Genomic DNA, 23,093 nt, shown 5'->3' with positions numbered 1-23,093 from the left:
GATCATACTCTGAACCGGAAGAGGCCACGCGTCAGGTAAAATCACCGTCCTGACAGACTGTTCGTGTTCCCCAAGCACTCTCAACATGCATATTCATATACTCGGTATTTGCGGCACCTTTATGGGCGGCCTGGCCGTGCTGGCCAAGGAGGCGGGCCACCGCGTCACCGGCTGCGACGCCAACGTCTACCCGCCGATGAGCACCCAGCTCGAAGCCCAGGGCATCGAACTGATACAGGGCTTCGGCCCGGAACAGGTGGCGCTCAACCCGGACCTGTATGTAATAGGCAACGTCGTTTCGCGCGGCAATCCGCTGGTGGAAGAAATCCTGAACCGCAGCCTGCCTTATGTGTCCGGCCCGCAGTGGATGGGCGAACACATCCTGCGCAACAAGTGGGTGCTGGCCGTGGCCGGCACGCACGGCAAGACCACCACCTCGGCCATGCTGGCCTGGATACTGGAAGACGCCGGCTACGCGCCCGGCTTCCTGATCGGCGGCGTGCCGATGAACTTCGGCATCTCGGCGCGACTGTCGGGCAAAGGCGTCGATTCCGACTTCTTCGTCATCGAAGCGGACGAATACGACACCGCCTTCTTCGACAAGCGCAGCAAGTTCGTGCACTACCACGCCAAGACGGCCGTGCTGAACAACCTGGAATACGATCACGCCGACATCTTCCCCGATCTGGGCGCCATCGAAACCCAATTCCACCACCTGGTGCGCACCGTGCCCGGCATCGGCCGCGTTATCGCCAACGCCGACGAGGCTGCGCTCGAGCGCGTGCTCAAGCGCGGCTGCTGGAGCGAGAAGGAAAGCTTCGGCGGCGCGGACGGCGCCAATTGGACGCTGAAGGAATACGAAGACGGCAGTTTCGACGTCGTCTTCAACGGCGAGACGGCGGGCAAGGTGCAATGGGAGCTGACCGGCAAGCACAACCGCTCCAACGCGCTGGCCGCCATCGCCGCCGCGCGCCACGTCGGCGTGCCGATCGCGCAGGCGGCCGAGTCGCTGGCGCGCTTCGTCAGCGTCAAGCGTCGCATGGAAGTGCGCGGCGTGGTCAAGGGCGTCACCGTCTACGACGACTTCGCCCACCATCCGACCGCCATCGCCACCACCGTGGGCGGCCTGCGCCAGAAGCTGCGCCACGACGGCGCCAAGGCCGGACGCATCCTCGCCGTGCTGGAGCCGCGCTCCAACACCATGAAGCTGGGCGCCATGAAGGACGCCTTGCCCGGCAGCTTGGCGGAGGCCGACCTGGTGTTCGGCTTCGGCAGCGAAAAAGCGCTGGGCTGGAGCCTGGGCGCGGCGCTCGCGCCCATGGGCGCCATCGCCAGCGCCTACGACGACATCGCCGTCATGGTGGAGGCCATTGTTGCGCAGGCGCAGCCGGGCGACCATATCGTCGTCATGAGCAACGGCGGCTTCGGCGGCGTGCACCAGAAGCTGCTGGAGGCGCTGGCCCGATGATTTTGTACCTGCACGGATTCCGCTCCTCGCCGCAGTCGATGAAAGCGCGGCTGATGGGCGAGCGCATGGCCGCGCTGGGCCGCAGCGCGGAATACCTCTGCCCGCAGCTGCCCGCCTCGCCCAGGCTGGCCATGGAGCTGGCGCTGTCCCTGCTGGACGGCGTGCCCGCCCAGCAGCTGGCCGACGAGCTTACCGTGGTCGGCTCCTCGCTGGGCGGCTACTACGCCACCTGGCTGGCCGAACGCCTGGGCTGCCGCGCGGTGCTGCTCAACCCGGCCATTGTGCCGCGCCAGGACTTGCAGAAGCACGTCGGCGTGACCACGCAGTTCCACTCCGACGAGCCGTTTGAATTCAAGGCGGAATATATAGACGAGCTGCGCGCGCTCGACGTGGCGCGCATCACGCGGCCCGAGCGCTACTACCTGATCGCCGCCACCGGCGACGAAGTGCTGGACTACCGCGACATGGTGGCGCACTATCAAGGCGCGCGCCAGCACGTGATACAGGGCAGCGACCACGGCATCAGCGAATTTGCCGACTATATAGAGAGCGTGCTGGAATTTTGCGATGCGCGTCCCGGAACCGGCGGTTCCCTGTGAAGGGCCGTTCGCTGCGTCTTGCGAACTGGCACAGCCACGCAATCGCCGTCAACGCGCCGGAGGCCATGCGCCACTGGCTCACCGGCGGCGGCTCGCTGACGAATAAACTGAAAGCGCACAGCCGCGCCTTCCGCGTGCAGAAGCTGCACCAGCATCCCGCGCTGTGCCTGGCCGACGAGGCCGCCGCCATCGGCCTGCACCGCCCCAGCCGGGTGGTGGAACGCGAGGTGCTGCTGCGGTGTGATAATACGCCGGTGGTGTTTGGCCACACCGTGGTGCCGACCACGGCCGACGCCAGCGACTGGCCGCTGTTCAGCGCGCTGGGCGAACGCTCGCTCGGCTCCACGCTGTTCGGCGACCCGCAAGTGCGGCGCGGCGAGCTGGAATTCGCGCGCCTGCGCCCCTGCCATCCGCTGGCCCGCCGCGCGCGCGCGGCGGCGGGGCTGCAGGGCGAACAGATATTGTATGCACGGCGCTGCTTGTACCAGCGCCATAATGGATTGCTGCTGGTCACCGAGGTCTTCCTGCCCGAGGTGCTGAGCCTGGCGCCGGCAAGGGCCAATTCGACTTTAGAGAACAGAACATAATAATGAACGTATTTTTCGAAGAATCCGGCGATTTCAAAGTCGGCTCCGTCATGTCCCACGCGGGCGAGGCTTACCAGATTGAAATGGCCAGCGGCAAGCGCAACAAGGTCAAGGCCAAGGACGTGCTGCTGCAGTACGAAAAGCCGGCCCCGGCCGAACTGCTGGAGCAGGCCAAGGCGGTGGCCGCCGAACTGGACCTGGAGTTCCTGTGGGAAGTGGCGGGCGAGGACGAGTTCGGCTTTGCCGAGCTGGGCGCCGAATACTTCGGCCACGCGCCGCTGCCGCACGAAGCGGCCGGCCTGATCCTGGGCCTGCACAACGCGCCCATCTATTTCTACAAGAAGGGCCGCGGCCGCTACAAGAAGGCGCCCGAGCAGTCGCTGCGCGCCGCGCTGGCCGGCATCGAAAAGAAAAAGCAGCAGGCCGTGATCCAGGCCCAGTACGTGGAAGAACTGAAAGCCGGGCAGCTGCCCGAGAGCATGAAGTCCATCGTGCAGCAGCTGCTGTTCAAGCCGGACAAGAACACCATCGAATACAAGGCGCTGGAAGCGGCCTGCAATGAAACGCACCAAAGCCCGCAGCGCCTGATGCTGGCGGCGGGCGGCATCGCCTCGCCGAAGGACTTGCACATGTCCAAGTTCCTGTTCGAGAACTTCCCCAAGGGCGCGGGCTTCCCGGACGTGCCGGTGCCGGCCGTGCCGGCCAAGCTGCCGCTGGCCGCCGTGGAAGCGTTCTCCATCGACGACGTCACCACCACCGAGATCGACGACGCCTTCTCCGTTACCCACCTGGAAGACGGCAAGGTCAAGGTCGGCATCCACATCGCCGCGCCCGGCCTGGGCATCCGTCCGGACGACGCGGTCGACAAGATGGCGCGCGCGCGCATGTCCACCGTCTACATGCCGGGCGACAAAATCACCATGCTGCCGGACAGCATCGTGGAAGCCTACACCCTGGCCGAAGGCAAGACCTGCCCGGCGCTGTCGCTGTACGCCACGCTGGACCCGGCCGACTGGAGCGTGGTCAGCACCGAAACGCGCGCCGAGCTGGTGCCCATCGCCAACAACCTGCGCCACAACACGCTGGACGAGCTGGTCAACGAAGAAACCCTGGCCAGCGGCGAGGGCGAGTATCCGCGCAAGGCCGAGTTGGGCCTGCTGTGGAAATGGGCGCTGCAGCTCGAAGCGGCGCGCATGCTCAAGCGCGAAGGCTTCGGCCTGAAGCCCGAGCAGAACAACCGCGTGGACTACAACTTCTACGTTGAAGACGACGTGGTGACGGTCACCCGCCGCAAGCGCGGCGCGCCGCTGGACAAGATCGTCGCCGAGCTGATGATCTTCGCCAACAGCACCTGGGGCAAGCTGATGCACGACCACGGCGTGCCCGGCATCTACCGCAGCCAGGGCCAGGGCGTGGGCGGCTGGGCCGCCAAGATGCAGGTGCGCATGCTCACGCACGCCGCGCCGCACCAGGGCCTGGGCGTGGACCAGTACGCTTGGAGCACCTCGCCGCTGCGCCGCTACACCGACCTGGTGAATCAGTGGCAGATCCTGGCCGTGGCCGAGAAGGGCGTGGCTGCGCCCTTCGTGGCGCCGTTCAAGCACAAGGACGCCAACCTGTTTGCCATCGTGTCCCAGTTCGACGCGGCCTACTCGGCCTACAACGACCACCAGAGCAATATGGAGCGCTACTGGTGCCTGCGCTGGCTGGGCCAGCAGGAGCAGCGCCAGGTGGAAGCGGTGGTGCTCAAGGACGAAGTGTTGCGCCTGTCCGACATTCCCCTCATCATCCGCCTGGCCGGCATGCCGCCCGCCGCGCGCGGCGCCCAGGTCAAGCTCGACATCCTGCGCTGGGATGAAGTGGACCTGAGCGTGGAAGCGCGCCTGCTCGAAATCGTGACGGCCCCGGCCGCGGCGGACGCCGAGCTGGACTACGAGGAAGAGGAAGATACGCCGGCCGAGCACGAGCAAGCGCTGGCCGACGCGGCAGCTCCCGCCGACGAGCAGGCCGAAGTGGCCGACCTCGCCAGCGAAACCGCCGTCACCGAGCCGGCGCCGGAGCAGGGCGCGTAAGCCGCCGGGCCGCCCGCGTTGCAACGTTCGCCGCCGCAAGCGTAGGGCGGGTTAGCGGGCGCAGCCCGCGTAACCCGCCAATGCGCCGCCGCATGTCGTAGAATGTGCAATCCTTAGATGTTGCCGATGGTTCCTGCGTGAAGTCTTTCCAAGAAAACCGCTTCCTGTATTTCGCAACTGGCTTCTCCCTGCTGGCGCATGGCCTATTGCTGGCCGTGACCTTCGTGGCGCCGAAAAGCTTCAAGATCGAGCCGGCCGACCCCGGCCTGGAAGTCATCCTGGTGAACGCCAAGCACGACAAGGCGCCGCTGAAGGCCGACGCCCTGGCGCAGGCCAACCTCGACGGCGGCGGCAAGGCCGACGCCGGCCGCGCCAAGTCGCCGCTGCCGGACATGCGCAAGAACGAAACCGGCGAAAGCGTCAAAGCCACCAAGCGCCGCATCGCCGAGCTGGAGGAAACCCAGCGCAAGCTGCTGACCCAGGCCGTCAAGCCCAATCCGCTCACGGCCGCCCCGGTCACGGAAAAAGCCAAGCCCGACCCCATGCCCACCGGCGCCGACCTGCTGGAAAGCAGCAAGGCCATCGCCCGCATGGCCGCCGAGATCACCCAGACCATCGACGACCAGAACAAGCGGCCCAAGAAAACCTTCATCACCCCCAGCACGCGCGAAGTGGGCTACGCCATGTACTACCAGCGCCTGCAGCGCAAGGTGGAGGAGGTGGGCACGCTGAACTTCCCGCAGAAGAACGGCCGCAAGCTGTACGGCGAGCTGGTGGTCTACATCCCCATCTTCCAGGACGGCACCATCTACGAGAAGGAAGGCGGCGTGCGCGTGGAGAAAAGCTCCGGCAACGACGCGCTGGACGAGGCGGCGCTGCGCATCGTGCGCCGCGCCGCGCCCTTCGGCAAGTTCCCGCCGAATATGTTGTCCAGCGAGCGCGACGACCTGTGGGTCATCATCACCCGTTTTAAATTCACCCGGGAAGAAAAACTGGAATCCAACTTGAGTGGAACAAATTAAAAAATGGACAAGTACTGCGTCTTCGGCAACCCCATCGGCCATAGCAAATCGCCCGACATCCACGCCGCCTACGCGCTGCAGACCGGCCAGCAGCTGACTTATGAAAAGCGGCTGGCGCCGCTGGACGGCTTCCCGGCCGCCGTGCGCGCCTTCGTGGCCGAAGGCGGCAAGGGCGCCAACGTCACCGTGCCCTTCAAGCTGGAAGCCCACAAGCTGTGCGGCGCGCTCACCATGCGCGCGCAGGCGGCCGGCGCCGTCAACACCCTGCTGTTCACCGACGACGGCACCATAGGCGACAACACCGACGGCGCGGGCCTGGTGAACGACATCGTCGGCAACGCCGGCGTGCCCATCACCGGCAAGCGCGTGCTGCTGCTGGGAGCCGGCGGCGCCGCGCGCGGCGCCGTGCTGCCGCTGCTGGAGCACCACCCGTCCCAGCTCACCATCGCCAACCGCACCGTCGCCACCGCCGAGGCGCTGGTGGCGCAGTTTGCCGCCCTGTCCGGCGGCGCGGCCTTGTCCGCCTGCGGCTACGAGGCGCCGCGCGGCCAGTATGACATTGTCATCAACGCCACCTCGGCCAGCCTGCAGTCGGACCTGCCGCCGGTGCCGGCCGAGGTGTTCGGTCCCGGCACCCTGGCGCTGGATATGATGTACGGCAAAGAGCCGACGGTTTTCATGCAGTTCGCTGCAGATCACGGCGCGATCGTGCGCGATGGCCTGGGTATGCTGGTGGAGCAGGCGGCCGAGGCCTTTATGGCCTGGCGCGGCGTGCGTCCGCAAACCACGGAGCTGCTGGCCCAACTGCGTTCAAAACTATGACAAAAGCGCGCAAAGCGGGTGCTGCGCGCGGCAAATGGTGGTGGGTGAAGTGGATCTTCATCGCCCCGGTGCTGCTGTTCGTCCTGGTGCAGCTGTATTTCCTGGTGCAGATCTGGTGGTGGGTGGGCCATAACCCCACCACCACGTCGTTTATGCGCGCCCAGCGCGAGGCCTTGCAGGAGGTCAATCCCAAGGCCAATATCCAGCAGCAGTGGGTGCCTTACGCGCGCATCTCGGGGAACCTGAAAAGGGCGATTATCGCGTCCGAAGACGCCAATTTCTCGGAACATGAGGGCGTGGACTGGGAGGCGCTGCAAAAAGCCTACGAGAAGAACAACAAGAAGAAAAAGGTGGTGTCCGGCGGCTCCACCATTACCCAGCAGCTGGCGAAGAATCTCTTCCTGTCCGGCTCGCGCAGCTATCTGCGCAAGGGCCAGGAGCTTATCATTACGTATATGCTGGAAGCGCTGATGGACAAGGAGCGCATTTTCGAGATCTACCTGAACGTGGTGGAGTTCGGCAAAGGCATCTTCGGCGCCGAGGCGGCGGCCAAGCACTACTACGGCATCAGCGCGTCCAGGCTGGGCGCGGCCCAAGCCGCCAAGCTGGCCGTCATGCTGCCCAATCCCCGTTTCTATGACAGCCACCGCGATTCCAACTACCTGGCGCGCCGCACCGGCGTTATTTTGAAGCGCATGGGGTCGGCTGAACTCCCCTGAGTTACCATAAAGCATTATTTAGCCCGGGAGGCGGCATGCGGCATCGTCAGCGCGGTATCAGTTTGATCTTGGTGGCGGTGTTGATGGCGGGCGTGGCCGCCCTGGCGATGGCGGCGATTTTCTCCATGCGCTACGAGCGCAACCTGTTCGCCGAAGGCCTGGCCAGGCTGGCCGGCAAAAGCCCGGCCGCAGCCTCGGCGGCGCGCGCCGTGCCGTCTTCCGCACCCGGCAACCAGCTGCGCCGCTGCGTGATCGACGGCAAAACCGTGTTCTCCGACACCGAATGCAGTGCCGCCAACCCCACCACGAAAAACGTTGTCGTGCATGAAACAAAGGGCATGGAAGCCCCCCGCGCGCCCAAGCCGGACCCGGCCGATGCTGCACCGCAGGATTTACGCGTGAAAATGATAGAAAAGGCCGCCCGCTAGGGCAAAAAACAGCAAGCAAAGGTGGCCTAAAAAAGGCCTTGCGAGTACACTTGCGCTGTTTCGTTTTCTGCGCTTGTGAGCGCCTGGACCCACCGCTGGCTGAGAGTGCCTATGATTAATGTCTTCGTTCTGCAAAATGGCCGTCTCAACCAGGTTCCCATCGAATCCCGTGAAGACCTGGAAAAGCTCGAACCCGTCTGGGTCGACCTGACCGACCCGAACGACGACGAGCGTGCCTGGGTCAAAGCCATTTACGGCGTAACGCTGCCGGGCGAAGACGAAGTCAAGGACATTGAAGCCTCGGCCCGCTATTACGAAGCGGAAAACGGCGACCTGCACCTGCGCACCGACTTCCTGCTGGAAGAAGACGACGGCCCTTCGCGCATCGTCACCGTGGCCTTCATCCTGGCCAAGAAAATGCTGTTTTCGGTCCATACGGACGACCTGCCGGTGTTCCGCCTGGTGCGCATGCGCGCCCGCTCGCGCCCCGGCTCCATCGCCGACTACATGGACGTGCTGCTGGACCTGTACGCCACCGACGCCGAATATTCGGCGGACGCGCTGGAAGGCATCTACCAGAACCTGGAAGAAGTATCCGGCCGCGTGCTGCAGGAAGAATTCACCGACAGGGACGCAGCCGACGCGCTGAGCGCCATTGCTCATGAGGAAGACTTGAACGGCCGCATCCGCCGCAACATGATGGACACGCGCCGCGCGGTCAGTTTCCTGATGCGCGGCCGCCTGCTCAATTCCGAGCAATTCGAAGAAGCGCGCCAGATTCTGCGCGACATCGAATCGCTGGACGGTCACACGTCCTTCCTGTTCGACAAAATCAACTTCCTGATGGACGCCACGGTCGGCTTCATTAACATTAACCAGAATAAGATCATCAAGATCTTCTCGGTTGCCAGCGTGGCCTTCCTGCCGCCGACCCTGATCGCCAGCGTCTACGGCATGAACTTCGACAATATCCCCGAATTGAAATGGGCGCTGGGCTATCCCTGGGCCTGGGGCCTGATGATCACCAGCGCCATCGCCCCCTTCCTCTACTTCCGCCACCGCGGCTGGCTGAAATAACTTTGCCCGAAGGCGCCATCACGGCGCCTTCGTCCCTTCCAGTGACTGCGCTGCAAGGTCGAATGTATAAGTTGCCTCGTAAGGCTCGGACCAGGCTGCCATAACGACTTGAGCTTTTTGAATGATCAGGGCATCCTGAAAATCAACATGGCGTACGCCTGATCGCGTAATGACAGGTGGTGCGTTCGCATAGTCCAATAGCGCGGACCAAACGGATTCGCGGCTTTCAAATTCGAGTTTTGGATTGTGAAGCAGGGCATTGATGGCCGTCACAATTTCGGCTTTCTGAGCGTTGTAGCGCTTGCCGCGCAGCGTCCACACAGCTTCAGCAAGCACGATGTCTGTGATCAGGATGCAATCATTGTCTTCAAACAGCCGGCTCGTTTGAATGGTTTGCAATGGATCGTCGTGAAGCAGGTATCGCAGCAATACGTTGGTATCAAGCGCGATCATGCCGGGCTTATACTTGCGGGTTTTCTAGCGCATCCAGCAGTGATTCTTCGTCAGAGCAGGCATCCTTCGCATTGAGGTGCCGCAAGACGCCCCAGCCACTGCCATCAATCATCTTCAGGAGGGTGATCTCGCCTTTGTGCTCGCAAATGGAAAAGCAGTCCCCCGGTTTGAGATTCAAGCGGTCACAAAGAACCTTAGGCAACGTTATTTGGCGCTTTGAGCTGAGTGTCGGCATGGATGGCCTCTTTACTGAGGTGGCATTAGTAAAGATAGTACTTGCAAATACCAGCGTCAATTGCAGCTTTGCGTCGGCTTTTGATCGGAATCAAAGTCGCTTGATTCATCGCGGCGCTCAAGGAAATCCGTTCGGCTTACACCATGCGCGGGCTGAAATCGAGCGATAGTGAGCGGTGGAAGGGGATTTCCTGCCATTGGGCGTGCAGCGCCTGAGCGCGCTGGTACAGGCAGGCATGCACGTCGACGCCGGCCAGGTCGAACGGCGGGTGACCGCGCGCGGCGCAGGCGCTGTTGGCGGCTTCCAGGAAGGTGTCCAAGTCAAAACTGCCCGACCAGAGCTGGGTCTGCAAGCCTTCCACAATGGCTTCCACTTGCGCCGCCTGCTGGTGCACCGCCGGGTTGCTGGCGTCGTGCACGGTCTGCATCACGAATTGCGCGTCCGCGCCCAGCGCCACCTGGCTCAGGAAACCGTGGCGCAAGGGCAGGGCGGATTCCACCACGTAATGGATCAAATCGTGCGGCAGGATACCCTGGCGCGGCATCAGCGTGTCGGTCGCGCTGCCGTTGTTGCGCACGAAACGGAGCACGTCGTACTTGTCGTTACTCGAACGTTTTTCTGCAATAAGTTTCATTGCAGTAGTATGCCTTTTCTAACACTGTTGAATTCTATCCAACAGTCACGAAAAGCTTTTCGCGCAGATTCCTGATAAATTCCGCGGGCTGATCCAGGCTCAGATAGACCGTGTTCCACGGTCTGCGGACGGCCGAACAGGTCCGGCAACTGGCTGCCCGGTTTTACCCCGATCAGCACATTCGCCGCACCAAACTGAGTGTGGCGGCGCACGCCGGTGCAACGCCGCACGGGGCCAGATGCCTCATCTACCGATTCCATCATCGAATAAGGAATGACAACATCGGCGGCCAGAGAGCCGCACTGAATAAATAGCACGGTATTTCCCATCGATGGCGGGCGATATAAAGTTGAACGGTAATCGGCTACCATATACGGCAAAGCCCGGGCGCTCAAAGCACTCGCCACAATGGCTGCTGTAGGCTGGAAGATAAAATGCAGATGCAGATGCAGATGCAGATGCAGATGCAGATGCATATGCGTCAACGGCAATTCAAACAGGACGGCTAATGCATGAATAGCGCGTAATGTCAGACGCGGGCTTCAAATAGCGCAAGCGCCGAATAAGTGTTTTACCCCAATCCTTCGATGGATTTTTTCAAAGCCTCATTCGCATTGCGTGAAACACGCAGGAAGCCGGATAACTTATAAATGAGAAAAATCCCAATCCCAATTCCGCCACTGCGCCCAGTGCAAGAGATACATGGCGGTAATCCTCCAGGGTATGGAATATGATTTTATTTTGCTCGTGAATGATGTGGCGGCCAATAAAAATTGCCAGCCAATCGCCATCTTCTAGCCCGCCACTTGCGCGTGCCTGCCGGTGGGGGCGATCCGGCAATCTTGCTTGATTCTGGCGCGATCAAGCCAGAAACTGGCTTGCTATGGGCGATAAAAAGCCGCCGCAGCCCCTGAAGGGCGTTGCGGCGGCTGTTTTCGGTGACGGCTTACTTCAGCGCCGCGAATACCTTGCGGGCCGCTGCGATGGTCTCGTCGATAACCGCATCGTCGTGCTGGGCGGATACAAAGCCCGCTTCAAACGCCGCCGGTGCGAAATAAACGCCTTCGTCCAGCATGGCGTGGAAGAAGGTATTAAACTTGGCGCGGTCGCCCGCCATCATTTCAGCGTAATTATTCGGCGGTACTTCGCTGAAATACAAGCCGAACATGCCTCCTTCGGCATCCGCGCAGAAAGTCACGCCGGCTTCCTTGGCCGAATCAGTTAATCCCGCAGCCAGGCGTTTTGCCGATGCAGCCAATTTATCGTAGAAACCCGGCTGTTGAATAATCTTCAGCGTGGTCATGCCCGCAGCCACCGCCACCGGATTGCCGGATAATGTGCCGGCCTGATAAACCGCGCCCAGCGGCGCCATTTTACTCATCAATTCAGCGTTGCCGCCAAATGCCGCCACCGGCAAGCCGCCGCCAATAACTTTGCCCAGCGCAGTCAGATCGGGTTTAATGCCATACAATTCCTGCGCACCGCCCAGGCCGACGCGGAAACCGCACATGACTTCATCGAAAATCAGGATCGCGCCGTGCTTGGTGCACAGATCGCGCAAGGCTTGCAGGAATGCCGGCGTGCCTTTAATCAGGTTCATATTGCCCGCCACCGGCTCCACAATAACGCAGGCGATTTCAGAACCGAAATTGGCGAAGGCCTCGGTAATCTGTTCCACATTGTTATAGTCCAGCACCAGCGTATGCTTGACGAAATCTTCCGGCACGCCCGCCGAGGTCGGATTGCCGAAAGTCAGCAAGCCGCTGCCGGCTTTTACCAATAAGGAATCGGCGTGGCCGTGATAGCAGCCCTCGAACTTGATAATCTTGTCGCGGCCGGTGGCGCCGCGCGCCAGGCGCAGGGCGCTCATGGTCGCTTCGGTGCCGGACGACACCAGGCGCACCTGTTCGATCGATGGCACCAGGCGGCAGATTTCCTCCGCCATGTCGATTTCCGCCTCGGTCGGCGCGCCGAAGGACAGGCCGCGCGTGGCCGCTTCCTGCACCGCCTTCACCACGTCCGGATGCGCGTGGCCGACAATCGCAGGGCCCCAGGAGCCGATGTAATCTATATAACGCTTGCCGTCCGCGTCCCAGAAGTACGGGCCTTCGGCGCGGGTGATGAAACGGGGCGTGCCGCCCACCGAGCGGAACGCGCGCACCGGCGAGTTGACGCCGCCGGGCGTGGTTTTCTGGGCGCGCGCGAACAGCGTATCGTTCTTCGATTCAGTCATGATGTCTCTTAGCTATTTAAGTTGAAAGTTGCGGTTCGGCACCAGCTTGCCCATGCCGTAGCGCTGGGCATGGGCCAGCGCGCCCTGGGTGTAGTCCTGCGCCAGCGCCACGGCGGTCGGCGTGTCCGCGCCGAGCGCCAGGTAGGCGGCGATGGCGGCCGACAGCGTGCCGCCCGCACCGAGGAAGGGGCCGGGCAGGTGCTGCCAGGCGTCGTGCCGCACCATGCCGTCGGCGCCGTACAGCGTGTTGGCGCGCACCGCGTCGCCGTGGCCGTTGCCGGCCGGGGTGCCGGTCACCAGCACAAATTCGCAGCCCAGGTCGATCAGGTAGCGCACGTCCTCCTCGACGGTGGACTCGGCGCCATCCCCTTCGCGCCAGGTTTCGGCCAGGCGCCCCAGCTCCACCTGCGACAGCATCAGCACCGACGCCTGCGGCACCAGCAGCTGGCGCACGATGGTGAGCAGCTCGTCGGCGTCCTCGCCCGCCTCGGGCAGGCGCGAACTGAAAGGATCGAGCACCAGCGGCGCGTCCGGATAGTCGGACACGATTTCGGCAATCGCCGACGCGTGCTCCATGTTTTGCAGCGCGCCTATCTTGAAGGACGACACCTGCGCGTCCTCCAGCAGCACGCGGGCCTGGTCGGACACCCAGTCCGGATCGGTCTCCTGCAGGTCTTCGATGCGGGCGCTGTCGCCGATCAGCAACGCGGTGGTGACGGCCAGGCCGTGGCAGCCCAGGGCGGAGAACACGGCCAGATCGGCGGTGACGCCGGCGGCGCCCACCGGGTCGACGGCGCCAAAGGTCAGGATAAGGGGAGAAGTTTGGTTTTGCACGGCGGGTAGATTAAGATACCTGATTCGGCATTTTACTTGATAGAAGGTGACACAACGTGAGTAGCAATGATACAACGCAGGCATACCAGACCTGGATGTGCCTGATCTGCGGCTGGATCTACGACGAGGAAGCCGGTTTGCCGGAAGAAGGCATCGCTCCCGGCACCCGCTGGGCCGACGTGCCGATCAACTGGACCTGCCCGGAATGCGGCGCGCGCAAGGACGATTTTGAAATGGTGGCGATTTAAGCTATCTTGTCGGTATATCTCGGTGAATAAATATGACGAATACGCCGCAAGCGACCGGTTTGAAAATTATGGTGATCGACGATAGCAGCACCATTCGCCGGTCCGCCGAGATATTTCTGAGCCAGGCGGGCTACCAGGTGGTGCTGGCCGAAGACGGCTTCGACGCGCTGGCCAAGATCAACGACCACCACCCGGCGCTGGTCTTCTGCGACATCCTGATGCCGCGCCTGGACGGCTACCAGACCTGCGCCCTGATCAAGAAGAGCGCCAAATTCCACGCCACGCCGGTGCTCATGCTGTCCTCCAAGGACGGCCTGTTCGACCGCGCGCGCGGCGCCATGGTGGGCTCGGCCGCCTACCTGACCAAACCATTTACCAAAGACAGCCTGCTGGCGGCCGTGCGCGAGCATACCGCAGGCGCGGCAGGGGTCTGAGCACCGTAAGAACAGCGAGGGCATTATGGCCATACAAAGAATACTGATCGTCGACGATTCGCCGACCGAGCGCTACTACCTGACCGACATCCTGGTCAAGAACGGCTTTTCCGTCTCCACCGCCGAAAACGGCGAGGAGGCCCTGGTCAAGATCAAGGCCGACAAGCCGCAGCTGATCCTGATGGACGTGGTCATGCCCGGCGCGAACGGCTTCCAGGTCACGCGCTCCATCGCGCGCGACCCGGAACTGCAGGACGTGCCGGTGATTATCTGCTCCAGCAAGAACCAGGAGACCGACCGCATCTGGGGCTTGCGCCAGGGCGCCAAGGACTACCTGGTCAAGCCGGTCGACGCGGCCGAGCTGCTGGCCAAGATCGCCGCCCTTGGCGGCTAAGCGATGAGCGGCGCCGAGACCGGACTGCCCACCACCCCGGCGCCCGAGCCGAGCGGCGCCGAGCGGCGCAGCCGTTTGCGCCGCTATCAGGCGCAGCTGCTCGAGCGCATGCATGACGCGCAAAGCGGCAACAGCGCCGCCGGGCGCGAGCTGGGCGTGCTGTTCGGCGCCAGCCGCTGCCTGCTGGACCTGACCCAGATCGGCGAAATCGTGCCCTGGCAGGCGCCCAGCGCGGTGCCGCTGGCGCGCGACTGGTATCTGGGCCTGGCCAATATCCGCGGCCAGCTCACCGGCGTGATCGACTTCGCGCGCTACCTGGACTATGCGGCCACGCCGCCGGCGGCGGACAGCCGCATCATCACTTTCGCGCCCGGCCTGGGCTTCAACTGCGCGCTGCTGGGCGCGCGCGTGCTCGGCCTGCGCAAACTCGACGACATGACGCCGGCGCCGCTGGCGGACGACGCGCCATCCTGGTGCGTGCAGCAGTTCCTGGACCAGGAGGGGCAGCTATGGTCGCGCCTGGACCTGGCCCTGCTGGTGCGGGAAGAAAGGTTCCTGCAAGTCGGTCTGTAATATTTTTGCCAATAAGGGACGGTGTAATGGGATTCATCAAGAATTTGTTCGCACGCTCCAAGCAGGACGCTCTCCAGGAAGCGGCGCCTGATTCGGAATTTGCCAGCTATGGCAGCGCGGCACCGGCGCTGTCGCCGGCGCCTACCGATACCGTCCCCGTCCCGGAGCCGGGCGCCGACAGCAGCGCGCCGCTGCGCCTGCGCGACGCCTTGCGCCGCCGTGGCAGCGGCGCCGCCAGCGACAGCGGGCCTGGCGTCAAGCTGCCCTTGATCGGCCACTTGCCGGCGCAGCGCCAGCTCAGCATCCTGTCCACCGCGCTGGCCGCCTGCCTGCTGCTCAGCGCCGCCGCCGTGGGCCTGAACATCCGCAACAGCAGCGTCACCTCGGCCCAGACCCAGATCGCGGCGGACGCGCTGATGCACTCGCAGCGCGTCGGCAAGGCCGCGCCCAACGCGGTGCAGGGCAATCCCGAGGCCTTCCGCCAGCTCGCCGACAGCCGCAAGGAACTGAACCAGGACTTCAAGCTGATGCAGGCCGGCGGCGACTACCAGGGCCGCAGCATCGGTTCGCCCGGCGCCGCCATGGCCAGCGCGGTGGCCGCCGCGCGCAAGACCTGGGACACGTCCGAGCGTTCGGCTGACACCATCCTGCGCCTGCAGCCCGAGCTGACCGGCCTGGAAAAAACCCTGCGCCAGCTGGACCGCCTGTCGCCCGACCTGCTGGAGCAGACCGAAGCGATCGCCGCGCTCAAGCTGCTGCGCGGCGGCACCGCGCGCGAGATGGCCGCCCTGGGCAAGCTCACCATGCTCACGCAGCGCATGAACCGCAGCGTGAGTGAATTCATCACCGCCGGCGGCATCAGCGCGGAAACCGCCTTCCAGCTTGGGCGCGACATCACCGTGTTCCGCAACACCGTGGACGGCTTCCTCAACGGCAGCGAAGCGCTGGCGCTGCCCGCCACCCGCGACGCGGAGCTGCGCACCCTGTTCACCGAGCTGAAAACCCCGTTCGAAACCTACCAGCAGCTGGTCGGTTCCGTGCTCGACAAGCTCGATAAATTCACCGCCGCCAAGGTGGCCGAGCAGCAGATCTTCAGCGAAAACGAGGCCCTGCGCCAGCGCCTGGCCGCCGTGCTGTCCGGCTACCGCGACCAGCAGGACTCGCTCAACTACAGCTTCTGGCTGATGGTGGCCGCCGGCCTGCTCACGCTGATGGCCGCCGCCGCCATCGGCCGCGTGCTGCTGCAGGACTCCAACAACCGCACCCGCGGCGCGGACCGCCGCCGCCAGGAAGCGGAAGCCATGCGCCTGCAGGCGCAGCGCAAGGAGGAGGAAGCCAAGGCCATGAACGACCAGAACCAGGCCGCCATTCTGCGCCTGATGAACGAGCTGCAGGAAGTGGCCGACGGCGACTTGACGGTGCAAGCCACCGTGTCCGAGGACATCACCGGCGCCATCGCCGACTCGGTCAACTACACGGTGGAGGAGCTGCGCGGCCTGGTGGGCCGCGTCACCAGCACCGCCGAACAGGTGACCTCCGCCTCCAGCCACGCGCAGAACATCTCCAGCGACCTGCTGCTGGCGTCGCAGCAGCAGTCGCGCGAAATCCAGGACGCCAGCGCCACCGTGGTGAAGATGGCCAACGAAATTACCGAAGTGTCCAAGTCCGCCTCCGAATCGGCCGACGTGGCGCGCCAGTCCGTGGCGGCGGCGCGCCAGGGTTCGACGGCGGTGGAAAACGCCATCAAGGGCATGCACGAGATCCGCGAGCAGATCCAGGAAACCTCCAAGCGCATCAAGCGCCTGGGCGAATCGTCGCAGGAGATCGGCGAGATCACCGAGCTGATTTCGGACATTACGGAACAGACCAACGTGCTGGCGCTGAACGCCGCCATCCAGGCCGCGTCGGCCGGCGAGGCGGGACGCGGCTTCTCGGTGGTGGCCGAGGAGGTGCAGCGCCTGGCCGAACGCTCGGGCGAGGCGGCCAAGCAGATCGGCGCGCTGGTGCGCACCATCCAGACCGACACCCACGACGCGGTGGCGGCAATGGAGAAGTCCACCCAGGGCGTGGTGGAGGGCGCGCGCCTGTCCGACGCGGCCGGCGCGGCGCTGTCGGACATCTCCCAGGTGTCGAACCGCCTGGCCGAGCTGATCCAGGGGATTTCCTACGCCACCGGCATGCAGGCGACATCCGCCAGCGGAGTGGCGCAGAATATCCAGCATATCCTGTCCGTGACCGAGCAGGCGCAGGACGGCACGCAGCAAACGGCGCAGTCGATTCACAAGCTGTCCATGCTGGCGCAGGAACTGAAAAACTCGGTTTCGCGCTTCCGCATCTCGGCATCCTGATTACTTTGAAAGACCCAGCATGACCCATCCTGATTTTCCGACCGCAGCGCAATTCGACACCGGCCCCTTGTCCTGGGTGATGGTGGAAATCCGCGAGGCGCTGGTCCGCTCCAGGACCGCCTTGTTCGAGGCGGGCGGACGGGCGCCGGAAGACCAGGCCACCTCGCTGCAGCACGCCCGCAGCCATTTGCACCAGGCGCACGGCGCGCTGCAGATGGTGGACGTGGACGGCGTGGAAGTCATGACCCACAGCGCCGAGCAGGCGCTGGAACGCTTCAAGTCCGGCGCGCTCAAGTGCAGCCCGGACAACGCGCAGACCGTCGCCAATCTCTACCAGGCGCTGACCGAATACCTGGAAGAGCTGCTGGAAGGCGCGCCTTTCCAGCCGGTGCGGCTGTTCCCCTATTACCGCGCCTTGCAGGAAATGCTGGGCGCCGAGCGCATCCACCCGGCCGACCTGTTCTTCCCGGACCTGTCGCTGAACGCGCGCATGCCCGCCGCTGCGGACGCGGCGGCGGCGGACTATCCTGCCTGCCGCCAGCGCTTCGAGCGCGCCTTGCTGCCTTACCTGAAAAGCACGGACGCGGCGGCCCAGCAAACCCACGCGGCGGCGCTGCGCGACGCGGTGGCGCAAGTGGCGGACGCGCAGCAGGACGCCAAGGCGCGCACTTTCTGGCTTGCGCAGCAGGCCTTCGCCGAGCTGGTGGCGGCGGGCCATCTTGAAGGCGGCCTGTATGTAAAGCAGCTCTTCGGCTTGATCAATTTGCAGATGCGCCGTCTCACGCAAGGCAACGCGGCGCTGCCCGACGGCATGCTGCGCGAAGCGCTGTTCTTCATCGCCACCGCGCTGGCCGGCCCGCACGCGGAAGAGGTGTCGCCGCTGGTGCTGCACCTGGCCAGCGTGTTCGGCCTGGAAGGCGCGGTGCCCAGGAACTACGAGGCGCGCCGCTACGGCCAGATCGACACGGAAGTGCTGGCGCGCGCGCGCCAGGCCATGGCCGAGGCCAAGGCGGCCTGGCAGCATCTGTCGGAAGCGGTGATCGATCCGGCGCTGGATGACGCCTTCGGGCGGGCGCTGGCGACGGTGGCCGTCACCAGCGACAAGCTGGGCATGTCCGCGCTGGCCACGCTGATGCGGCAACTGGCCGACGTGGCCAACGCCGCCGTCACCGCCGGACGCAGCGAAGCGCTGGCGATGGAAATGACCACCGCGCTGCTGTTCGCCGAGCACGGACTGGAACACATCCGCCGCCTGCCGGACGACTTCTCGGCCCACGCCGACACCATCGCCCAGCGCCTGCGTGCCTTGCTGGCCGGCGGCGAAGCGCCCGAACCCGCACCCTGGCAAGGCGGCATCGTCCAGCAAATGCAGCAGATGCAGCAGGACGACACGGTGACCGCGCTGGCGCTGGAAATGAAAACCGGCCTGCGCCAGGTCGAGAAGGTGCTGGACGATTACTACGGCGATCCGTCGCTGCGCGCCCCCTTGCAGGAGCTGGACGGCGTGCTGCACCAGCTGCAAGGCGCGTTGGCCATCCTGGACCAGGACGACGCCATGCGCGCCGCGCTGCACGTGAAGGACGAGGTGCGCAAGCTGGCCAGCGGCCAGGGCGACGCCTCGCAGGAATCGAAATTGCTGGACGAGGTGGCGCAGAATGTCGGCGCGCTGGGCTTCTTTGTCGACATGCTGGCGCAGAACCCGGCCGCCGCGCGCGAGCGCTTCGCGTTTGACGAAGGGCAGGGCGCTTTCCGCGCCGTGCCGTTCAAGAAGCTTGCCGCCGCAGGGACGGTGCCTGTGCCTGTACTGCAAGAGACGGTTTCGCCGACCACCTCGCCCACGCCTGCGCCTGCGCCCGGACCGGCGCCGCAAGCGAGCGACGCGGCCATCGAGGCGGAGCTGCTGGAGATCTTCATCAGCGAAGCGCAGGAAGTGCTGGAGTTCGTGCGCGCCACGCTGGCCAAGCCGCGTTCCGAATCCGGCAGTGGTGACAACCTGGCCATGCTGCGGCGCTCCTTCCACACGCTCAAGGGCAGCGGTCGCATGGTTGGCTTGAACCAGTTCGCCGAAGCCGCCGCCAGCATCGAGCGCACCATGAACGTGTGGCTGGCCGAAGAGCGGCCCGCAACGGAAGCCTTGTTTGGATTGCTCGAATACGCCGGGCAGGAAATGACGGCGTGGGTGGCCGAGCTGGTGGCGCAGGGCGTGTCCTCCCGCAGCGCGGACGCCATCTCCGCCGCCGCTGCGCGCGTGCAGGAAGGCGCTGCCTTCGAACCGCCCGCCGCCGCGCCAGCCGCGCCCATCTCCTCCGATGAAGCATCGTCCGTTCCGGCCCCCGATATCGGCACCGCAGCTGCCGACGTCGACGTTGCTGCTGCCGACACTGACGCTGCGCCTGTCGCCGCCGATGCCACCGCGCCATCCAGCGCCGCGCCTGCCGAACCGGCTCGCGAGCCCGTGCAGGCCAACGGCAACGTCATCGAATTCCCGAGCACCGCCGTCCCCCTGGTTCCGCCGGAGGAGGACAACGTCAAGCACATCGGCGCGCTGACGATACCTCTGCCGCTCTACAACATCTACCTGGCTGAAACCGACGAACTGGTGCGCCTGCTGGTGCGCGACTTCGGCGAATGGCGCCACGAAGGAAGCCGCCCGGTCAACCCCGAAGCGCTGCAAGCGGCCCACACGCTGACCGGCACGTCCGGCACGGTCGGCTTCAAAGCCCTGCGCGACCTGTCCTACGAACTCGAACAGACGCTGGAAGACCTGCAAGCTCCCGCACCCCAGCTCGACCACGCCCAGCACGACCTGCTCGACTTCGCGGTCGAGCGCATCCGCCAGATGCTGCAAAGCTTCGCCCTCGGCGAAGTGGCGGCCGAGCAGCCCGAGTTGATCAGCGCCCTGCACAAGCTGCGCGACGAATTGTCCCAAGTGCACAGCGCCGGCCCCGGCCTCGACGCCCGCCTGGACACGCTGTTCTCGGCCGACGGCGAGCCCACCGCAGGCCTTGCGCCGCACGCCGCCGATACCGCTGCCGTCCCGGAATCCAGCCCCCTGTCCGCCGTGCCCGACGAAAGCCCGGAAGCCAAGCTGGACGAGCTGTTCGCCGCCACCTACGCCAGCCTGCTTGAAAGCCCGCCGCCCGAATCCGACTTCGCCAGCCTCGTTCCCTCGGCCGCGCCAGCCGCGCCGAAGCCGTCCGCCCCCGCTGCCCGCGATGACTTCGACGACCTGTTCGACTCCGCCTTCGACGACGCCTTTGCCGCCCCGCTGTCGCAAATCACCGCGCCCACCGAAGCGGACGCCGAAGCACACGCCGAGCTGCTCGCCTTCGCCGCCCCGGAGCCTACGCCCGAACCGGTCCTCACGTTGGTCCCTTCGCCCGCGCCAGAACCCGAGCCCGAGCCAGCGCACGAGCCTGAGCCCGACGTCATCGTGATTCCCTTGCCGGACGCGCCAGCCGAACTGTCGGCCGCCGTCCCCGGCAGCTACCAGGACGAACTGGACGCGGACCTGCTGCCCGTGTTCCTGGAAGAGGGCGCCGACCTGTTGCCGCAAATCGGCCAGGCGTTGCGCACGTGGCAGCGCAACCCGTCCGACTTCAGCCACGCCCACATGCTGCAGCGCGTGCTGCACACCGTGAAGGGCAGCGCCCGCATGGCCGGCGCCATGCGCCTCGGCCAGCACGCCCATGAAATCGAAACCCACATCGAAAACATGGTCCACGCCAACAGCGCCTCGCCGCAAGCGTTCGAGGAACTGCTGGCCCACTACGACCACGCCCTGGTGCTGTTCGAGCAGCTCCAGCAGCCCGCCGCGCCGGCTACCGCCGCCCCGGCCGCCAACGACGCCGCCCCATCCATCGCGCCAGCATCCGGCGCCGATGCAGGCGCAAGCAGCGCACCGCCAGCCGCCGCTGCGCGCCCGGCAACCGCCAACGCGCCCGCCGACGAAACCGACCCCGCCGCCCGCTCCCCGCTGGTGCGCGTGCGCGCCGACATCCTGGACCGCCTGGTGAACCAGGCCGGCGAAGTCTCCATCTCCCGTTCCCGCCTGGAGAACGAAGTGGGCACCCTGCGCACCTCGCTGACCGACTTCTCCGACAACCTGGCCCGCCTGCGCCGCCAGCTGCGCGAGATCGAAATGCAGGCCGAATCCCAGATCGCCTCCCGCATGGCCATCTCCAGCGAACGCGAATTCGACCCGCTCGAATTCGACCGTTTCACGCGGCTGCAAGAGCTCACCCGCATGATGGCCGAAAGCGTCAACGACGTGGCCTCCTTCCACGAAAGCCTGAGCCGCAGCGTGGACACCGCCAGCGCCGACCTGGCCCAGCAAGCCCGCATGACGCGCGACCTGCAGCGCGACCTGATGCGCGTGCGCATGGTGCCCTTCGCCAGCATCTCCGAGCGCCTGTTCCGCGTGGCGCGCCTGAGCGCCAAGGAAATGGACAAGCGCGTCAACCTCGACATCCGTGGCGGCGCCGTGGAAATCGACCGCAGCGTGCTTGAACGCATGGCCGCCCCGTTTGAACACCTGCTGCGCAACGCCATTGTGCACGGCGTGGAAAGCCGCGCCCAGCGCAGCGCCGCCGGCAAGGACGAAACCGGCGAACTGCTGGTGCAAGTCAGCCAGCAAGGCAACGAAGTGGTGCTGGAATTCAGCGACGACGGCGCCGGCCTGGACCTGGACCGCATCCGTGACAAGGCCCGCCGCATCGGCCTGTTGCACGAAGGCGAAGACCTGAGCGACGCCGACACGGCCGACCTGATCTTCGAGCCCGGCTTCTCCACGGCCGACGCGCTGACCGAACTGGCCGGACGCGGCGTGGGCATGGACATCGTGCGCTCCGAAGCGCAGGCGCTCGGCGGCCGCGTGGACACCTTCACTGAAAACGGCAAGGGCGCGCGCTTCACCATCCACCTGCCGCTGACGCTGGCGGTAACGCAAGTGGTGCTGCTGGCCGCAGGCGGGCGCACCTACGCGCTGCCGTCCACGCTGGTCGAGCAGGTGCTGCAGATGAAGGAAAACGCACTGCAGGACGCACGCGGCAAAGGCTGCGTGGCGCTGCAAGGGCAGGAATCGCCGCTGCACTATCTGCCAACGATGCTGGGCCTGGCCGGCCAGCCGCCCACACAGCGTTCCGCGCCGGTGCTTATGCTCCGCAGCGGCAACGAGCGCGTGGCGCTGCAGGTGGATGAAGTGGTGGGCAACCGCGAGGTGGTTATCAAAAACATCGGCCAGCAGCTGGCGCGCATGCCGGGCATTTCCGGCGCCACGGTGCTGGGCTCGGGCGAGATCGTGCTGATATTGAATCCGGTGGCGCTGGCGCAGCATCTGGCGGTCCGTCCGGACCTGGTTGCGCCTGCGGGCGATGCCGGGGAAGCGGCGCCGGCGGCGCTGGCCGCAGTGGGCAGCACCATCATGGTGGTGGACGATTCGCTCACCGTGCGCCGCGTGTCGCAACGCCTGCTGGAGCGAGAAGGCTACCGCGTGCTGCTGGCCAAGGATGGCCAGGACGCACTGGAGCAGATGCAGGAAAGCCGTCCGGACCTGATGCTGGTCGATATCGAAATGCCGCGCATGGACGGTTTCGACCTGACCCGCAATGTGCGCGGGGACGAGCGCACCAGGGACATCCCCATCATCATGATCACCTCGCGCAGTGCGGACAAGCACCGCAATTACGCCATGCAGCTGGGTGTGAACGCCTATTTCGGCAAGCCTTTCCAGGAGCCGGTGCTGCTGGGGGCAATCGAGGGGCTGCTGGCGGACCAGCGGCGGGTTACGCCTGGCGGCTAACCCGCCCTACGTGATATGACGAAATCGTGGCAGCAATGCCATGTGATATGACAAAATCGTGGCAGCCATGCCACGTGATATGCCGAAATCGTGGCAGGCGTAGGGCGGGTTAG

21 protein-coding genes are annotated in these 23,093 nt (G+C 65.0%); 15 read left to right on the top strand and 6 right to left on the bottom strand.

The window, feature by feature from the left end:
* Positions 1 to 85: 85 nt before the first annotated feature.
* From mpl to corA, 9 genes are all read left to right on the top strand, one after another.
* Positions 86 to 1,468, top strand: coding sequence for a UDP-N-acetylmuramate:L-alanyl-gamma-D-glutamyl-meso-diaminopimelate ligase (mpl, locus tag GTP77_RS19740; protein ID WP_161073855.1), 1,383 nt, complete (start codon positions 86 to 88; stop codon positions 1,466 to 1,468).
* Positions 1,465 to 2,067: a YqiA/YcfP family alpha/beta fold hydrolase gene (locus GTP77_RS19735; RefSeq protein ID WP_161073854.1), complete on the top strand. Its 603-nt coding sequence runs from the start codon at positions 1,465 to 1,467 to the stop codon at positions 2,065 to 2,067. The genes mpl and GTP77_RS19735 overlap by 4 nt, the downstream gene beginning before the upstream one ends.
* Complete coding sequence (locus tag GTP77_RS19730; RefSeq protein WP_371869377.1) at positions 2,064 to 2,654, top strand: chorismate--pyruvate lyase family protein; 591 nt, start codon at positions 2,064 to 2,066, stop codon at positions 2,652 to 2,654. Before GTP77_RS19735 ends, GTP77_RS19730 begins: the two co-directional genes overlap by 4 nt.
* Before the next feature lie 2 nt (positions 2,655 to 2,656).
* On the top strand, positions 2,657 to 4,726 hold the full coding sequence (locus GTP77_RS19725; RefSeq protein ID WP_161073853.1) for a ribonuclease catalytic domain-containing protein: 2,070 nt from the start codon (positions 2,657 to 2,659) through the stop codon (positions 4,724 to 4,726).
* 137 nt (positions 4,727 to 4,863) lie between these two features.
* Positions 4,864 to 5,748: a TonB family protein gene (locus tag GTP77_RS19720; protein ID WP_161073852.1), complete on the top strand. Its 885-nt coding sequence runs from the start codon at positions 4,864 to 4,866 to the stop codon at positions 5,746 to 5,748.
* A gap of 3 nt (positions 5,749 to 5,751) precedes the next feature.
* Entirely contained in the window at positions 5,752 to 6,570 is an 819-nt protein-coding gene (aroE, locus tag GTP77_RS19715) for a shikimate dehydrogenase (RefSeq protein ID WP_161073851.1), read from the top strand.
* Positions 6,567 to 7,289 carry a monofunctional biosynthetic peptidoglycan transglycosylase gene (gene mtgA / locus GTP77_RS19710; RefSeq protein WP_161073850.1) on the top strand — a complete coding sequence of 241 codons (723 nt, stop codon included), beginning with the start codon at positions 6,567 to 6,569 and terminating at the stop codon, positions 7,287 to 7,289. Before aroE ends, mtgA begins: the two co-directional genes overlap by 4 nt.
* 35 nt (positions 7,290 to 7,324) lie before the next feature.
* The gene (locus GTP77_RS19705) at positions 7,325 to 7,717 is read left to right on the top strand and encodes a DUF4124 domain-containing protein (protein WP_161073849.1); all 393 of its coding nucleotides are present in this window, start codon (positions 7,325 to 7,327) and stop codon (positions 7,715 to 7,717) included.
* A 111-nt stretch (positions 7,718 to 7,828) separates the two neighbouring features.
* Entirely contained in the window at positions 7,829 to 8,794 is a 966-nt protein-coding gene (gene corA / locus GTP77_RS19700; RefSeq protein WP_161073848.1) for a magnesium/cobalt transporter CorA, read from the top strand.
* An 18-nt stretch (positions 8,795 to 8,812) separates the two neighbouring features.
* Here the strand turns inward: corA and GTP77_RS19695 are convergent, their stop codons facing one another.
* The 6 genes from GTP77_RS19695 to thiD form a co-directional block, all read right to left on the bottom strand.
* Positions 8,813 to 9,247, bottom strand: coding sequence for a type II toxin-antitoxin system VapC family toxin (locus GTP77_RS19695; protein ID WP_161073847.1), 435 nt, complete (start codon positions 9,245 to 9,247; stop codon positions 8,813 to 8,815).
* Positions 9,248 to 9,254: 7 nt separating this feature from the next.
* Positions 9,255 to 9,482 (bottom strand): AbrB/MazE/SpoVT family DNA-binding domain-containing protein, encoded by a 228-nt coding sequence (locus GTP77_RS19690; RefSeq protein ID WP_161073846.1) that lies wholly within the window; start codon positions 9,480 to 9,482, stop codon positions 9,255 to 9,257.
* Between the two features lie 136 nt (positions 9,483 to 9,618).
* A complete protein-coding gene (locus GTP77_RS19685) occupies positions 9,619 to 10,116 on the bottom strand; it encodes a hypothetical protein (protein ID WP_161073845.1) in 498 nt (165 codons plus the stop codon).
* Positions 10,113 to 10,601 (bottom strand): hypothetical protein, encoded by a 489-nt coding sequence (locus tag GTP77_RS19680; protein WP_161073844.1) that lies wholly within the window; start codon positions 10,599 to 10,601, stop codon positions 10,113 to 10,115. The genes GTP77_RS19685 and GTP77_RS19680 overlap by 4 nt, the downstream gene beginning before the upstream one ends.
* 461 nt (positions 10,602 to 11,062) lie before the next feature.
* A complete protein-coding gene (gene hemL / locus GTP77_RS19675; RefSeq protein WP_161073843.1) occupies positions 11,063 to 12,349 on the bottom strand; it encodes a glutamate-1-semialdehyde 2,1-aminomutase in 1,287 nt (428 codons plus the stop codon).
* Positions 12,350 to 12,361: 12 nt separating this feature from the next.
* Entirely contained in the window at positions 12,362 to 13,183 is an 822-nt protein-coding gene (gene thiD / locus GTP77_RS19670) for a bifunctional hydroxymethylpyrimidine kinase/phosphomethylpyrimidine kinase (protein WP_161073842.1), read from the bottom strand.
* Between the two features lie 95 nt (positions 13,184 to 13,278).
* On the opposite strand from thiD, the gene GTP77_RS19665 reads away from it, so the two are divergent.
* Genes GTP77_RS19665 through GTP77_RS19640 form a run of 6 tightly spaced genes read left to right on the top strand, consistent with a single transcriptional unit; the run spans position 13,279 to position 22,980 of the window.
* A complete protein-coding gene (locus GTP77_RS19665) occupies positions 13,279 to 13,431 on the top strand; it encodes a rubredoxin (protein ID WP_057153170.1) in 153 nt (50 codons plus the stop codon).
* A gap of 32 nt (positions 13,432 to 13,463) precedes the next feature.
* Complete coding sequence (locus tag GTP77_RS19660) at positions 13,464 to 13,865, top strand: response regulator (RefSeq protein WP_161073841.1); 402 nt, start codon at positions 13,464 to 13,466, stop codon at positions 13,863 to 13,865.
* A 25-nt stretch (positions 13,866 to 13,890) separates the two neighbouring features.
* Complete coding sequence (locus tag GTP77_RS19655; protein WP_161073840.1) at positions 13,891 to 14,259, top strand: response regulator transcription factor; 369 nt, start codon at positions 13,891 to 13,893, stop codon at positions 14,257 to 14,259.
* Positions 14,260 to 14,262: 3 nt separating this feature from the next.
* The gene (locus tag GTP77_RS19650; protein WP_161073839.1) at positions 14,263 to 14,832 is read left to right on the top strand and encodes a chemotaxis protein CheW; all 570 of its coding nucleotides are present in this window, start codon (positions 14,263 to 14,265) and stop codon (positions 14,830 to 14,832) included.
* 26 nt (positions 14,833 to 14,858) lie between these two features.
* A complete protein-coding gene (locus tag GTP77_RS19645; protein ID WP_161073838.1) occupies positions 14,859 to 17,180 on the top strand; it encodes a methyl-accepting chemotaxis protein in 2,322 nt (773 codons plus the stop codon).
* 19 nt (positions 17,181 to 17,199) lie between these two features.
* The gene (locus tag GTP77_RS19640; protein ID WP_229202265.1) at positions 17,200 to 22,980 is read left to right on the top strand and encodes a hybrid sensor histidine kinase/response regulator; all 5,781 of its coding nucleotides are present in this window, start codon (positions 17,200 to 17,202) and stop codon (positions 22,978 to 22,980) included.
* Positions 22,981 to 23,093 lie beyond the last annotated feature (113 nt).

Source organism: Pseudoduganella aquatica (assembly GCF_009857595.1).
GTDB lineage: Bacteria > Pseudomonadota > Gammaproteobacteria > Burkholderiales > Burkholderiaceae_D > Rugamonas > Rugamonas aquatica_A.
The sequence above is the reverse complement of the archived record's forward strand: the minus strand, read 5'-3'. Positions and strand labels throughout refer to the sequence as shown.

Excerpts from the sequence above, each read along its gene's own strand:
- mpl (WP_161073855.1), top strand. The coding sequence starts at position 86 with ATGCATATTCATATACTCGGTATTTGCGGCACCTTTATGGGCGGCCTG.
- GTP77_RS19735 (WP_161073854.1), top strand. The coding sequence starts at position 1,465 with ATGATTTTGTACCTGCACGGATTCCGCTCCTCGCCGCAGTCGATGAAA.
- GTP77_RS19725 (WP_161073853.1), top strand. The coding sequence starts at position 2,657 with ATGAACGTATTTTTCGAAGAATCCGGCGATTTCAAAGTCGGCTCCGTC.
- aroE (WP_161073851.1), top strand. The coding sequence starts at position 5,752 with ATGGACAAGTACTGCGTCTTCGGCAACCCCATCGGCCATAGCAAATCG.
- mtgA (WP_161073850.1), top strand. The coding sequence starts at position 6,567 with ATGACAAAAGCGCGCAAAGCGGGTGCTGCGCGCGGCAAATGGTGGTGG.
- GTP77_RS19705 (WP_161073849.1), top strand. The coding sequence starts at position 7,325 with ATGCGGCATCGTCAGCGCGGTATCAGTTTGATCTTGGTGGCGGTGTTG.
- corA (WP_161073848.1), top strand. The coding sequence starts at position 7,829 with ATGATTAATGTCTTCGTTCTGCAAAATGGCCGTCTCAACCAGGTTCCC.
- GTP77_RS19695 (WP_161073847.1), bottom strand. The coding sequence starts at position 9,247 with ATGATCGCGCTTGATACCAACGTATTGCTGCGATACCTGCTTCACGAC.
- GTP77_RS19690 (WP_161073846.1), bottom strand. The coding sequence starts at position 9,482 with ATGCCGACACTCAGCTCAAAGCGCCAAATAACGTTGCCTAAGGTTCTT.
- GTP77_RS19685 (WP_161073845.1), bottom strand. The coding sequence starts at position 10,116 with ATGAAACTTATTGCAGAAAAACGTTCGAGTAACGACAAGTACGACGTG.
- hemL (WP_161073843.1), bottom strand. The coding sequence starts at position 12,349 with ATGACTGAATCGAAGAACGATACGCTGTTCGCGCGCGCCCAGAAAACC.
- GTP77_RS19665 (WP_057153170.1), top strand. The coding sequence starts at position 13,279 with ATGTGCCTGATCTGCGGCTGGATCTACGACGAGGAAGCCGGTTTGCCG.
- GTP77_RS19660 (WP_161073841.1), top strand. The coding sequence starts at position 13,464 with ATGACGAATACGCCGCAAGCGACCGGTTTGAAAATTATGGTGATCGAC.
- GTP77_RS19655 (WP_161073840.1), top strand. The coding sequence starts at position 13,891 with ATGGCCATACAAAGAATACTGATCGTCGACGATTCGCCGACCGAGCGC.
- GTP77_RS19650 (WP_161073839.1), top strand. The coding sequence starts at position 14,263 with ATGAGCGGCGCCGAGACCGGACTGCCCACCACCCCGGCGCCCGAGCCG.
- GTP77_RS19645 (WP_161073838.1), top strand. The coding sequence starts at position 14,859 with ATGGGATTCATCAAGAATTTGTTCGCACGCTCCAAGCAGGACGCTCTC.
- GTP77_RS19640 (WP_229202265.1), top strand. The coding sequence starts at position 17,200 with ATGACCCATCCTGATTTTCCGACCGCAGCGCAATTCGACACCGGCCCC.